We start from the raw sequence: 14,678 nt of genomic DNA on the forward strand, positions 1-14,678 counted from the left end.
GAATGATATTCAATGTCATTAATGTTGGTGAAGTGTATCTTTTTAATTTTTGTGTGGGAGATACAAGACATATGTTTAGTTATAAGTTTAGGAGGGCATAATGAACCGGTGGGGACATACAAAGCGTACCATAATCCTGTCTAGTGCAGTTGCCTTGTGGCTTAGCGCACCTCTAGTGGTTTGGGCAGATAATGCGACTGTCACTACAGATGTTGTTAATGTGAAAGGCACATGGGCAGAAGAAGAAGCAAAATTGAACTCACAGCAAGTGCAAATCATTACCAAGAAAGAGATTGAAAAGAAACAGGCGAAGTCCGTTGAAGACATTATTTTTACGCAAACAGGCGTATCTAGAACAGTTGATGCTATGGGGCGTGTGGGCGTGTCCATTCGCGGTGCAGAAGCGCGTCACACTCTTATCCTCGTAGATGGTCAACCAGTGCTAGGTGATTTTGATAAGTACTCTGGTGCGGCAGATGAAGTACAACGTTTGGGCACAGAGAATGTAGAGAGAATTGAAGTTATTCAAGGTGCGGCTAGTGCTAAATACGGATCCGATGCAGTAGGTGGTGTAGTTAATATCATTACTAAAAAAGCACAAAAGAAACCATCCGTACAATTTAATGCTGAAGGCATGCGTCGTAAGAGCGATGGCGATGTGTTTCCGTTCCAAAACTTCTTCATTCGTGCCGATTCTGGTCAAATGGGCAAGTTAAAGGTTGGTTTATCAGGTAGTAAACGAGATCTTATGCCTGTTCTAGCATCTGTTAAACGGCGTGCCTCTGGGATGGCCTTTGATTACGCAAAACATAACTTCAAGCCAAATGTACTTCGTTACTATGGTGATGCGGCAGATATCGGCCTTGTAGCGACCTATGAGGCAAATGATAAAAATAAGGTGGAATTGCGACTCAATCGGTACACGGAAGATCTTGTACGCGATGTTAAGCATTCCGACTCCGACTTAGAGCCACAACAACACTTCAAACGTACCGCAGATCGTAATACAGCTAACTTGCAATGGTCCTCTAGAGCTGGAAAGAGTGACTGGACGGTAGAAACTAATTACTCTCGTATTAAAGAAAATGACGTAGCCCTCATTAACTATACAGGTCGTTCCGCTTATGAAGGCTCTAATGAGTTGCGTTATATTGATAACATCGATCATCGTCAATTAGATATTCGAGTCAATGCAAATACGCAAGTCAATAAAAATCATTTGCTAAGCTATGGTGTTAGCTATGCTCGTGAAGAAGGCTCTGGTAGTCGCTTAAAGAGTTCTCCTAATACAAGTACGATGTACATTGATCCTTGGGATTACGATAAAAGCTTGTTAGTAGACCGCCTTGATCGTCTCGTGCGACGTAAAGGTGATAACAGTATTAAAGTTTACTCTCACATCCATGATTATAAATTCATTAATTCCGGTGGCGGCATGCCGCAATGGGATATGGATTATGAATATTATGGTGCAGCGAATGATGCGCAAAAACCGGGGATTACATATGATGATTATGTGAATTATGGTTTATCTGAAAGCAGACTCAGTGAATGGTCAAGCACATCGCCGAATAATCAGCCAGTAACGGATGAATTCAAGAAGCGATATTATGCTTTGGAAAATCGGTTGAAATCGGAAAATCCTGAAATGGCGGCGCATCGTGCAAATATCGTAGGCGACTATTTTAAATATGGTGAGTCTAACGATCCAGAAATGCGTAAGAAAGCTCCTAAGCTAAATGGTAAGGCTTTCTTGGAAGAGTACCGTAATCGCGACCAACGCTTGACTACTGGTAGTGGTACGATTCGTAAAATAAACGCTTATATTTCTGATACATGGCAAGTCAATAAGAATTTAACATTGTCTCCAATTGTGCGTTTTGATAATAGTAGCTTGTTTGGTTCTAACGTATCTGCATCCTTGGGGATGACATATAACGTTAAGGGTAATACACATCGCAGATTTAAAGCCAATGTAGGTACTGGTTATACAGAACCTGGTATGGGCGAATTGTGGTATAACTGGGAAATGTATGCTTCTAACCCTGTAGGGATTGGGGTAGCAAAACTCGGTTGGTATTGGGCTGGCAATCCTAATTTGAAACCAGAAAAATCAGTCAATTTCGACATGAGCTTGGAAGGTGAAAATAAAAATACATATGCACGCGTAGGTGTATTCCATAACCGTATTAAGAACTATATGTCTGTATACTTCACTGGTGATTTTATGGACTTCGCACCATATCTTAAAGGTGATGCGAAATACCAACGTGCACCGGATATGATTTACAGCTTTAAAAATATTGGTAAAGCTGAAATTACAGGGTTGCAAGCGGAAGTACAACAAAAATTCGGCAAATATTGGTCTGGTAAATTAGGTTATACATATTTACACGCCATTAACAAAAGCGACCCATCCATGCCACGTCAATTATTGGATAAACCAATGCACAAAGTTGATATTGGCATTACTTATGATAATCCTAAATCCGGTTGGAATGGCTCCATCTGGGGTGATTACTATATCAATATGCTTGATAGTAATACTCTTAATAACGGCGGTAACTACTGGCCAGATATCTTGTCTGGTGATGCAGGCGTTTATAAGAAACAAATGTATGAAAAGAAAACATTTGGCATTTGGAATGTAATGATTCAAAAACGTTTCAATAAAAATGCCATGATGTATTTCGGTATCAACAATATCTTTAACCATCGCGATGATGATCGTGCTACACAAGAACGCGTATACCGCATGGGTGTTAACCTTAAATTTGGTGGTGGCGATGGTAGTAAAACTACGGCCATCGGCAAAACTAAGAATGGTGCAAACGTTAATGCTACAGGTGCTAATATAGCTAATGGTGAAGTGGTAAATTCTGAATCTGGTGTACAAAACGTAGCTGATGTAGTTCGTTTAACTGACTTTATTCGTTCTGATTTTGATACTACTAAAGAACGTGGTATTACAATGGTTGGCGACTATAGAGCGCGTTGGATGGCACATGATGGTTCTAATAGACCGCAATCTCCATTTAGAGCAAACTCTGCCATCGGTTCTGCAAAAGCCAATATGTACGATGCTAATCGTCATAGTTTTGAACAACGCTTACGCCTTGGCTTTGATGCTCGACTCAATGAGTTCACTAACCTCAAAGTTATCGGTAGCATGAGTGGCATGAGTGGAGTAGATACAAGCTGGACAAAATCTGATTCCAAAGGTCTCAACCATCAACGACTCGATACAGTTGATCTTACAAGACGCGTTAAGAAATGGGACGTATCCGTAGGGCGTTTAACTGAGCCTATGGGCGTTAGTGGCTACTGGTTTGGTCAATCATATGATGGCGTTCGTGCTGTTTGGAATGGCCATGATTCTCAAGTTCGTATTGGTGTTGGTACTTTCAAACATAGTACAGGTATCACTGATTCTGCATATACACATGCAGTGCATAAAGTTATCTTTAGACCACCAACAGCAGCTGAATTGATTGGTATCAATCGTGATGATTATCCATATGATATCAACAGTGCTACAAAATCTGGTTCAGATGGTGAAAGAAAAGATTCTGATGCTCCGGCAGCACCAGATAGTCCTAATGGCATTTATGATTCGACTTATAAAGGCAAGACTAATAGCCTTTATTTCTATCAACAGCTTAAAGATTTGCAAGATGAATATGAAGCTTATAAGGCTACATTAAATCTAAATTGGAGTAATCCAAACCGCGATCAAGAAATTGAAAAGGCTAATGCTAAGTTAGCAGAAACACAACAAAAACAAGCTCAAGTTATGAGTCGTTTACAAGATATTCTTACAAAAGCATATCCTAAAGAGATGGCTGAGAAAAAATTCTCCCTCGATATTCCATCTGGTGGATATACAATGTACGAAATTACTAATAAGAAAACAGGGGAAAAACTCTATAAGACTGGTGAGCTTATGTATAATGTGAACTCTCCGTTATACCCTGAATATCTAAAAGATAAGGCAAAAGGTCTAATCGTACCTACTGATAATAAAGAAGCTTTGTTGAATCCAAAGGGTTATGTTGATAAGCATGGTAATGAGATTAATCAATCCATTTCAGAAATTGCTAAATATAATGCCACAGATAATTGGAAGAATTATAATAATGGTTCGCTTGATGAGGTTTGGGTAAAACAAGCTGATGGTACATTTAAGAGATCTTATGATTACTATGGTCAACCATCTAGTGATTACGAATTTACTGGTTTCTTAGGGGCTAAGACTTATAAATATGATAGTGGTAAATACGTATTTAGCGATTATGATGCTAAAGATGCCTTATATAAGAAGAACTTTACAATGTCCTATAACGATTATGGTGAAGGTGGTTCTTATTATGGTTGGGGCATGCCAAATGCTATGTATAACTATATGTATAATCTTGAAAATGTTGTACATGATGCAGAGTCTGAAAATAAATTACCACGCGAAGCAATCGGTAAGGTCATTGGCAACTTGATCAGAACAGAAGGTGTAGTTCTTGAAAAAGATACTGTGCCAGCTATCGATAAGGCCGCATTTATTCAATACAAGAAGCAAATTGGCTCTCGACTTGGGTTACAAGCTTGGTACTTACGTTCCTTTGGCGGTAAAACACATACATATTTAAATGCTAATGGGAACAGTAATGATGAATACAGTTTCTCCGATGTAGCTCATGTGTTTGGTATCGGTGCTAAGTATCAACTTGGTGCTAATGCAGCTGTTACGGTTGATTATGGTCAAAACCGTTCTAACCTAGGACGTTACCTCAATGGTAATACCGTATATCAACATGAACGTGGCACAGCAGACTTTACTCTAAAAGGTCACCAAATGGGCGGCACACCACACTTCTGGATGGCTCGTCTAGATATTGGGCGTGCTGATCTAGATGTTCCGAAATCTTGGAATGCGTTCATCGATTACAAATACTTTAAACATGGTTCCTTCTTCGGTGGCAATGGTACGGGCGCAGTACCTGATCGTTATTTAGATGGTGTTCGTAGCTTTACATTTGGTGCCGGCTATGTACCGCGTAAGGACTTGCTCCTTGAAGCATTCTATACATTTGATGCGAAGGGCACTAATAAACGAGATACTTTATATGGTAGTGAAAGCTTTAAGTTAGGCGATTATACACGAATTCAAGGGACCTATAGGTTCTAATGCTCAGTCTGTAAACAGGCAGAAAGGTTACAAATATGGAAAATTTAAATTATGTCATTCACTTATTTCATAGTGGTGGGTATGTAATGTATCCATTGTTACTCTTGTCTTTCATGGTTATCGCTATAGCTGCAGAACGTGCTTTCTTCTATCGTAAGTATGCAGGCAAAACATTTGTTGTAACTCATGCAGTAAATGAATTTGCAAAACTACAACGTTGGGATGAAATCGATAAAGTCATTAAAGAGAACCCTTCTATTGCAAGTCGTATTGCGGAAGCAGGTTTAAAAAATGATTCTAGCGAAGAAGCAATGAAGACAGCCTTTGCTGATCAAATGGGGGTTGATGCAGTTGGCTTCCGAAAATATATGGACTACTTAAGTGCAACAGTTACAATCTCTCCATTATTGGGCTTACTTGGTACAGTAACAGGTATGATTGGTTCTTTCAGTATCCTTGACTCCGGTGCGGGTGCATCTGCCATTACTGGTGGTGTAGGTGAGGCTCTTATCGCAACAGCATCTGGCTTATGTGTGGCCATAATGGCATTTATCGTATACACAATCTTTAGTCATCGTTTGGATTCCATTATTAACCAAATTGAAAATATGTGTGTAAATATTGTTACAGCTAAACGAGAAGGGTGGAAATAGTTATGAACTTGCAAAGCTTTCGTATGAAAACTAAGCCGGAATTCATGATTATTCCAATGATTGATATCATTTTCTTCTTGTTGGTATTCTTCATGATGAACAGCTTGCAAACAGTGGCTCAAAAAGCCTTGTCTGTACAATTACCACAGGCTACTAGTGCTTCTGCACCGGCTCAATTACCAGTGGTTCTAACATTAGATGCAGAGGGTCATATTACGATTGATAACAAGCCAATGAGCATTGACGATGCTGAGGCAATGGTAAAACAACGTATCCAAGAAAACCCTAATGCTAGTGTTATCTTACAAGCTGATAAACGAGCGGCTCATGGTCAAGTAGTAGCAATCATGGACATGTTAAAACAATCTGGCGTTAAACGCTTAGCTATTGCAGCTGAACAGAAAGGATAACTATGGGACTAGGCATATCATGGAAAAAAGCAGCCATTATATCCGCCGTAGTTCATCTTATTGCTCTCTTTATTGCTGTAATCTTTTTTGTAGTGGTTCCAGCCATTCAAGAAATGGATACCTATGAAATCGATCTCACACAAAGTGTGCTCGATGATGGTGGCAGTGGACATGCTGGTGGTGGCGGAGGCAACAGAGCCGATCTGTTCCCTAAACCATTGTCAGCAGATGAAGTAGCGGCAAGAACAAAGGCTGTTGTAGCAAATGTTGAACCATCTACCGCAACAGATATTCCTGATGCAGTAGATGTGGCAGCTAAAGCAAGCGAAAATAAAGGCAATACATCCGGTGATAATTCCGCTGTTGGTGGCACAGGCCCTGGATCTGGTGGCGGTTCTGGTGGTGGTCATGGTACCGGCGAAGGTACTGGCGTTGGTGATGGTAGAGGCCATGGTACTGGTACAGGTGATGGTACCGGTGAAGGTGATGGTCATGGTACAGGTAAAGCAGCGTTCAATGTAGAGGGCTTTTATGCAGCTGTAGATAGCCAAAAACAAATTCCTTATGCGGCTATTAAGCGTAAAATGAACGTAGATGTTACAATTAATGTAATGGCTAAATTAGATACTAATGGTAATTTAATAGACGTATATCCAACTAGTGGTGGGGATGAGATATTTGTAGAAGCGGCTCTTGATGCAGTGCGACGAGCGACTCCGTATCCAAATGAAACAGGGGATATACAACCAGTAGAAGTTCCTGTACACTTTGTAGTACAGGCCGATGGCGAAGATGAAGAAGAATAAATATATCTAAGTAATAAAGGAGATAAATATGAAATCTATTATTTTATATTCTTCCCTTACGGGAAATACTAAAAGTGTAGCGGAAGCAATGGCTTCCGTTATGCCTGAGGGAACACCTTGCGTTTCTGTAAAAGATGCACCTGAAAATTTAGCTGATTATGATACAGTATTCGTAGGTTTCTGGGTGGATCGCGGTACAGCGAATAAAGAAGCAGCAAAATTGATTGAAACTTTAAAAAATCCTAATGTGGTATTCTTTGCCACACTAGGAATGTATGCTGATTCTGATCATGCTCGTGAAAGTATCGAGAAAGCATCTGAATTGTTGCCTAACAAAGAAGCTCTTGTAGATGGCTTCGTATGCCAAGGTAAAATCGATCCTAAAGTAATCGAAATGATGTATAAAATGTTCCCACCTGGATCTGCACATGGGCAAAGCCCAGAGCGCGATGCGTTACATAAAGCGGCGGAAACTCATCCAGATGAACAAGACTTTGCAAATGCAAAAGAATTTACTAAATCTGTACTTGCAAAGTTACAAGCCTAATTTCTGAAAGGGGATTGGAGTATGAGTTTAGCAAGTTTTTTTGAATCCATTCCGGAGAAACAACGAAATCTACAATTAGGTTTCAAATGCGATAATCCGATGAGTGGTGCATTTCCTCATAAACGGGTTGTTCATGCAGGCCTTAATGGTACGCTCGTTTCTCCGAAAGAAACACAATCTGTTTGGGATACATTGATGAATGGTGTTCCTAAAAAGGGTGAAATGCAATGCGCTTACATTCATATTCCGTTTTGTAAGACAAAATGCACATATTGTGGCTTCTTCCAAAACGGTACGAGTCAAAGTGTTGAAGACCAATATATTGATGGTCTAATTAGCGAATTAAAGCTCGCAAGTGAACGTCCGAGATTAAAAGATGGTTTGATCCATGCCGTGTTTATCGGCGGTGGCACACCAACATCTTTATCACCGACAAACTCTGAAAGATTGCTCAAAGCCATTAAAGAGTACTTGCCATTGGCAAACGATTATGAGCTTACCTTAGAGGGTCGTATTCACGATTTGATTCCTGAAAATCTTGAAGTTTGGATGGCAAACGGCGTTAACCGTATGTCCATCGGCGTACAATCTTTCAACACAGAAGTGCGTCAAATGGTAGGTCGTTTAGATACAAAAGAAACTGTATTAGAACGGCTAGCTGCTTTAAAAGCTTATGGTCAATGCTCTGTCGTTATTGACTTAATCTATGGCTTGCCTGGTCAAACTATGGAGGTGTGGGAACAAGATTTAGCTGATTTGGTAAGTTCTGGCGTTGATGGTGCAGACCTATATCAATTAAATGTATTTGATGGTAGTGATCTCAATAAAGACATTGAAAATGGGAAGGTTCCTGCTGCAGCAACAACAGCGATGCAAGGGGATATGTTCGAATTCGGTCGACAATACCTAGATGCGCGATCTTATCGCCGATTGAGTGCCGCACATTGGAGTGCTAATAATCGTGAGCGTAGCTTATATAACACTCTAGCTAAATCGGGTGTCCCAATGTTCCCATTTGGTAGTGGTGCAGGTGGTAACGTCGATGGCTATGGCATGATGTTACATCGCGCATTAAAACCATATGAAGATATGGTAAGCCGTGGTGAAAAACCGTTTATGGCACTAATGAAACAAAGTGAATTACAACCTATCGTTAATCAAGTAGTAAGCCAACTAGAACAAGGTTTCCTCAATATTATGAGCTTAGTAAAGATGGATTCAAGATTAGATGAATTGAACTGGCTCTATAAATTATGGGAAGAACGAGGCCTTGTTGTTTATAATGGTTTACTTTACAAATTGACTGCAGCCGGTGAGTTCTGGACTGTAAATCTTACACAAAGTACATTAGAAGCTGTTGAATATATCTTGACTGGTAAGAACTCCTTCGCTGTAGAAGCAGTAGCGGCTCAGGATACAAAAACAATTTCTAAAGAGAATCCTAATCAACAAGTACGTGGCATTGGTCAAGGAAAAGCGAATATCTCTGTGCCAACGGATGAGGATTCTGAGACACAACGTAAAGAGGCTCTTATTACTAAGGCGAAAGCTGAAATTTCCAAGAGCGGTGCTTCTGGAGAGTCTGCAGAACGAATGGTGCAAGCTATGTACAATTTGAGCGCTGACGAAATTGAATATATGATGGAACGTATGATGTCCTAAACTATTATGTTACACCTCAATTCTAACAACCTCTGGGAATAACTAATTTATAATAAACAAGACATAATACGTAACATATAGGTGCTCTTTGTAGTACAAAGTAACCCCAGCCTTTGGTCTGGGGTTTACTTTTTATAGCGCGAAAGGTATTCTGTAGATATAAGACTTAAAGGGCTTTAAACAGTATAAGAATAGATATACAAACCTATAAGGCTATAAAAACTGATTACTGTTAAAATCATAAATTAATAAGAAAGATATTGAATCTATAAGATGTAAAGTAATATTGCTTATATAGCTAATTGTAGGCTTAGGGGGTTAGTATGAGTACATTTCCTCAGAAAAAGATAGATATATTAGGTATTGGAGCTAGTACATTAGACCGTTTTATCGTGGTTGATCATTATCCAACAGGTCGTGAGGTGCAGCAAGTTTTATCCTCGACCAACGATGGTGGTGGACCTGTAGCAACTGCCTTGGCCGTTGCAGGTAAATATGGTGCACGTACGGCCATGATTGATAGTATCGGTGACGATATGGTAGGGCAGCATATTTTAGATGATTTCAAAAAATATAATGTTAATACCGATTCTATTCATATTGAGGGACAGGCAAAAAGTGGTGTCGCTACAATCCTCGTAAAGCATAGTACTGGCGAGCGTGCCGTATTTTTTGAACGCTCTACTGCGCCAGAGCCAGTATTTTTAGATGCTCATAAGCAATTAATTAAAGAATCTTTCATTTTACATGTCAATGGACGGCATCGACAACTCATGTGTTCTGCCATGGCATTAGCACAAGAGGTTGGTACTATTATCTCCCTCGATGGAGGTGCACAGCGCTACGATGAAGAGATGAAATCTATTACAGAGGCAAGTCATATTGTTATTGTTGCTCGTGATTATGCTGAAAAGTATACGGGCACTACTGATTTAGAAGAGGCTTGCCGTATTATTTATGAACGTGGCGCACTTATTGCAGGGGTTACGGATGGCGCTAATGGTAGTTATTTCGTATGGCCTGATGGAACTTTCTATCGCTGCCAAGCATTTCCTCAAGAACATGTAGTTGATACAACGGGGGCTGGAGATAGTTTTCATGGTGCATTTCTTTCAAAGCTTGTTACATTATTGAGTGAGTTAGCCCCAGTAGAAGGGTTAAAGACCTCTACATATGGTATAGATTTATTACAACATTGTGGACATTCTGATCTAGAAAAGGCTGCTATTTTTGCGTCCGCTGTAGCAGCTTTAAATACGCAAGGGATTGGTGGCCGTAGCCCTTTACCAAGTTTACAAGTTGTACATAAGTTAATGGGCTTGGAGTAAATCAGTATGTGGCACGATATTTCCCATTCTCATGTACAACGGTACATGCAACAAAATCCATATCGATTATTAGCGTTTAGCTTTCTAGGCGTCATGATTATAGGTACCCTATTGCTTATGTTACCGATGGCGAGTGCTCAGGGGCAAACGACGGCTCTTGTAGATGCCGCTTTTACAGCCGTATCTTGTGTTTCGGTAACAGGGCTGGCCACTGTAGATACTTATTATCATTGGTCTTTATTTGGTAAGCTTGTAATGGTTATCCTTATTCAGTTAGGTGGTTTAGGAATTGTATCTTTCACAACCATAATTGCTTTGCTTTTAGGTAAACGAGTAGGCCTTAAAAATCGTGTGCTTTTGTCCGAGGATGTCGGACAGGATGGTATGACTGGATTACTACATATTACGAAAAAGTTAACGCTTTATACCTTTGCTATTGAAATTGTAGGAGGCATAATCTATACGATTCAGCTATATCCTTATATTGGACAGGCTGCATTATATACAGGTATCATGCAAGCTATTTCCACCTTTTGTAACGCTGGATTTGTATTTTTTGATAATGATCTACCGTATGCCATGGTAGGGGACATATTATTTAATATCAATACGGCCGTGCTAATTGTGATCGGTGGTTTTGGCTATTTAGCGGCCTTTGACATATGGTCACATCGTAAGGTGCGACGATTTGTTGACTTAAAACTTCATACTAAGATTATGTTAGTAGGCACAATGACTCTTATTCTACTAGGGACCGTCATTTTCTTAGGAGTGGAATGGTCAAATCCAAAAACCTTTGGGTCATTACCGATTTGGAATAAAATAATGGCCTCTTTATTTCAATCGATTACGCCGCGTACAGCTGGGATTGCAACGGTTGATTATAATGCATTACATCCAATTACCTTGTTTGTTACCATTATTCTCATGTTTATTGGGGCTGGACCAAACTCTACCGGTGGAGGGGTTAAAATTAGTACCGTAGCAGTAACCATACTTGCATCGCGTACCTTGTTTAATAACCGTCCAGATACGGAGATTTTTGAACGTCGTATTTCATTAGTAACCGTGCTTAAAGCCAACGGGATTATATTTTTATCGCTCCTTCTCATTTTAATCGCCACATGTTATCTGGCCTGGGATGAGCCTTATGATTTTATCCGATTGTTATTTGAGGTTACGTCTGCCTTTGGGACTGTAGGCCTTACGACGGGAATTACGCCTGATTTATCTGAAAGCAGTAAATGGGTGCTGATGCTTGTTATGTTTACCGGTCGTGTCGGTGTTATGACCGTTATTGGTACATGGGCTCTTAGGACATCACCAACGAAGCCAATTGGGTATGCAGAAGAGAATGTATTGTTGTAATTGAGTAGAATAGTTAGCCTATCAGGAGATATAGCATGAAATATAAAACAATAGCTGTCATTGGTCTTGGACAATTTGGTACGACCATCGCCAAGATGTTAGCCTCTATGAATCATGAGGTTTTAGGTGTAGATATTAATCCAGAAATTGTACAAAAGGTTTCCCCTTATGTTACACATGCTATCGTAGCAGATACTACTGATGAAGAGGCCATTAAAGCCTTAGCTTTGAGCCAATTTGATATAGTTATTGTTGCTATTGGGGATAATATCCAGGCAAATCTTATGACTTCGATGTTATTGAAAGAAATGAAAATGCCTCATGTGGTTTCGAAAGCTGAAAATGCACTCCAAGGTAAGATGCTCAAGAAGATGGGGGTAGATATGGTCATCTATCCAGAATATGATGTGGCACAACGGTTAGCTCAATCGTTGACACGAGAACATGTAATGGATTACTTACAGCTATCTAAAAGCATTAGCCTTATTGAAGTAGATATGCCAAAATTTTTGGTAGGCACCTGCTTAAAAGATTCTAATCTGCGTGAGAAATATAATCTTAATGCTGTAGGGATTAGACGTGGGGAGGATTTAGAAGTCCCTCCTAATCCGTTTACGATTCTTTCAGCAGAGGAAAAATTATTAGTTATAGGGAATAATTCTGATTTAGATGCATTAACAGTGTAGTAAGTATACAAAAGTGATATAAATATATCGAAAAAATATGATATAATAAGATGGAATTCAGTATAGGCCATACGTATTCGTATGGCCTTTTAATATAGAAATGAAGGTTATTATGACAGAGGAACAATATATAACGGCACTGACCAATAACCCACATGGGATTCGAAACATTTCAAATCCTACAGAAGCTATGCAACTTACATGTGTGGGACAAAACGGCATGCTGTTACAATATATTAAAGAACCTACTCAAAAGGTTATTGAAACAGCACTTTCACAAGCACCACGAGCTATACAATTCGTTGAAAATCCTACAGAAGAATTGTTAAAAGCCTTAGTGGAAAAAGATTGGGCGGTTTTAGAATATATCGACAATCCGTCTGATACATTAATAAAAAGTGCGTTAGCTCAATCAGGTTGGGCTATTCGCTATATTGCGAACCCATCTGAAGAATTGCAATTAGAAGCGATGAAGGCGAATTATGATGCCTTACAATATATCAAGGCCCCAAGCGAAGCTGTGCAGTTACAAGCCGTGCAAGAAAGTTACTTAGCCTTGCGCTACATTGATGAGCCTAGCGTAGCTGTACTAGAAGCAGCAGTAAAGCAAGATCCACAGGCAATGCGTCAGATTACAAACCTCACTAAGGACTTGGCCTTGCATCTATTTAAGGTAAGTGCGGCTATTGTCGGTTATATACCTAATACATTGGGTGTTACAGTAGACGAAATCAAAGCTATAATTGTAGATGCTATTTCCGGCGATACAGTTGATGAAGACTATATACGCGAGTTAATCAACAATAAAGCTATCGGTGGACGTCAATCTAAATGGCCTATTGATATATTGTCACTTATTGATATGTATGGTACTAGAACTGTTAAGAAAATCGCAGTAGGCGAATATTTGAAATATTAGAACGGAGATACGATGAACTTTATAGATACAATGGCAAGCGTTGAATTAGTGCTTGCTGCAAATCAAGTGCCTTTGCTCGTTGGTGAGACTGGCATTGGTAAAACCTCTCTCGCAACGCGTGTTGCAGAGGTACACGACTGGGAATTAGTAACTATCGACGGAAACCTCTTAAAAGAAGGTGAAATCGGTGGTTTACCTACTGTAGAAACGGTGACTCATACGGATGGTCATGGCAATACACGAGATGTGAAAACTACAGTATACGCTGTGCATCATACATTGGAACATGTGGCACAAGCCGTAGATAAAGGGCGTCAAGTATTGTTGTTTATCGACGAAATTAACCGCGCAGAACATGCAGTTCAACAAGAGTTGATGAACCTTATTCTAAACCGTGAAATTAATGGCTTTTCTTTAAGTGATCAAGTGCGCATCATCGCCGCTATGAACCCTGAAGATTCCTTTGATTACCAAACCATCGATATGGATCCGGCACAACAAAATCGATTCGTATGGCTTTATATGAATGCTGATTATATGCAATGGATTGACTGGGCTATTGGTGCTGGTATTGAAGAAAAGGTTATTGAATTTATTTCTTCCTATCCAGAATATTTAAATCAACGTCACGAAGACGATATCGATGCCACACCTCGTTCCTTTGAACGCGTGTCCGGTCTATATAGAATTTATAAGAATCAAGAGGGCACAAGCTATAGTCGCGATATATTTATGAATGTTATCCGCGGTAACGTAGGTAAACTCATTGCGGAGGCTTTTGTAAACTTTATCGAGTCCGATCAAGAACCTCTTATTACCTTTGATGATGTATTAACAGCGGTTCAAAAACCAGGTGCTATTATGTCTATGGCTGAGCAGGTTAAAGGTGAAAGCCCAACTCGCCTTTATGTAGCAGCAAAAAATATGTTGCATCGTTTAAATCGCAATAGCAATGCGCAGGAAGTACATCACTTTGTGGAGTTTTTAACCTTGTATCCAGGGGATTTGCGCGTAGCGGTTATGAAAGATCTTCGTAACACGTATGAGCGCGTTTACGCTTATGCTATTGAAGATGATCTCTTTGTAGACACTTTTTTTGAAGCTCAAAAATAATTCTATG

11 protein-coding genes are annotated in these 14,678 nt (G+C 39.7%); all 11 read left to right on the forward strand.

The features are described 5' to 3' along the window. Positions 1-100 precede the first annotated feature (100 nt). The 11 genes from E6X37_RS09800 (at position 101) to E6X37_RS09850 (ending at position 14,671) form a co-directional block, all read left to right on the forward strand. Positions 101-5,179 carry a TonB-dependent receptor plug domain-containing protein gene (locus E6X37_RS09800; protein WP_316689767.1) on the forward strand — a complete coding sequence of 1,693 codons (5,079 nt, stop codon included), beginning with the start codon at positions 101-103 and terminating at the stop codon, positions 5,177-5,179. Positions 5,180-5,214: 35 nt separating this feature from the next. Beyond that, a complete protein-coding gene (locus E6X37_RS09805; RefSeq protein ID WP_004696674.1) occupies positions 5,215-5,832 on the forward strand; it encodes a MotA/TolQ/ExbB proton channel family protein in 618 nt (205 codons plus the stop codon). A 2-nt stretch (positions 5,833-5,834) separates the two neighbouring features. Further along, on the forward strand, positions 5,835-6,242 hold the full coding sequence (locus tag E6X37_RS09810; protein ID WP_004698605.1) for an ExbD/TolR family protein: 408 nt from the start codon (positions 5,835-5,837) through the stop codon (positions 6,240-6,242). A gap of 2 nt (positions 6,243-6,244) precedes the next feature. Beyond that, positions 6,245-7,048, forward strand: coding sequence for an energy transducer TonB (locus E6X37_RS09815; RefSeq protein ID WP_004696671.1), 804 nt, complete (start codon positions 6,245-6,247; stop codon positions 7,046-7,048). Between the two features lie 28 nt (positions 7,049-7,076). Then, positions 7,077-7,595, forward strand: a complete 519-nt coding sequence (locus E6X37_RS09820) for a flavodoxin family protein (protein WP_021148425.1) — start codon at positions 7,077-7,079, stop codon at positions 7,593-7,595. Between the two features lie 21 nt (positions 7,596-7,616). Next, positions 7,617-9,257, forward strand: a complete 1,641-nt coding sequence (gene hutW / locus E6X37_RS09825; RefSeq protein ID WP_302010822.1) for a heme anaerobic degradation radical SAM methyltransferase ChuW/HutW — start codon at positions 7,617-7,619, stop codon at positions 9,255-9,257. A 323-nt stretch (positions 9,258-9,580) separates the two neighbouring features. Next, positions 9,581-10,585 (forward strand): carbohydrate kinase family protein, encoded by a 1,005-nt coding sequence (locus E6X37_RS09830; RefSeq protein WP_128113920.1) that lies wholly within the window; start codon positions 9,581-9,583, stop codon positions 10,583-10,585. A 6-nt stretch (positions 10,586-10,591) separates the two neighbouring features. After that, on the forward strand, positions 10,592-11,953 hold the full coding sequence (locus E6X37_RS09835) for a TrkH family potassium uptake protein (RefSeq protein WP_128113921.1): 1,362 nt from the start codon (positions 10,592-10,594) through the stop codon (positions 11,951-11,953). A gap of 35 nt (positions 11,954-11,988) precedes the next feature. Beyond that, entirely contained in the window at positions 11,989-12,639 is a 651-nt protein-coding gene (locus E6X37_RS09840) for a potassium channel family protein (RefSeq protein WP_004696663.1), read from the forward strand. A gap of 112 nt (positions 12,640-12,751) precedes the next feature. Beyond that, a complete protein-coding gene (locus tag E6X37_RS09845; protein WP_215675404.1) occupies positions 12,752-13,558 on the forward strand; it encodes a hypothetical protein in 807 nt (268 codons plus the stop codon). A 12-nt stretch (positions 13,559-13,570) separates the two neighbouring features. Then, positions 13,571-14,671: an AAA family ATPase gene (locus E6X37_RS09850; RefSeq protein WP_215675406.1), complete on the forward strand. Its 1,101-nt coding sequence runs from the start codon at positions 13,571-13,573 to the stop codon at positions 14,669-14,671. Positions 14,672-14,678: the final 7 nt, after the last annotated feature.

Source organism: Veillonella parvula (assembly GCF_032550495.1).
GTDB classification, from domain to species: domain Bacteria; phylum Bacillota; class Negativicutes; order Veillonellales; family Veillonellaceae; genus Veillonella; species Veillonella parvula_G.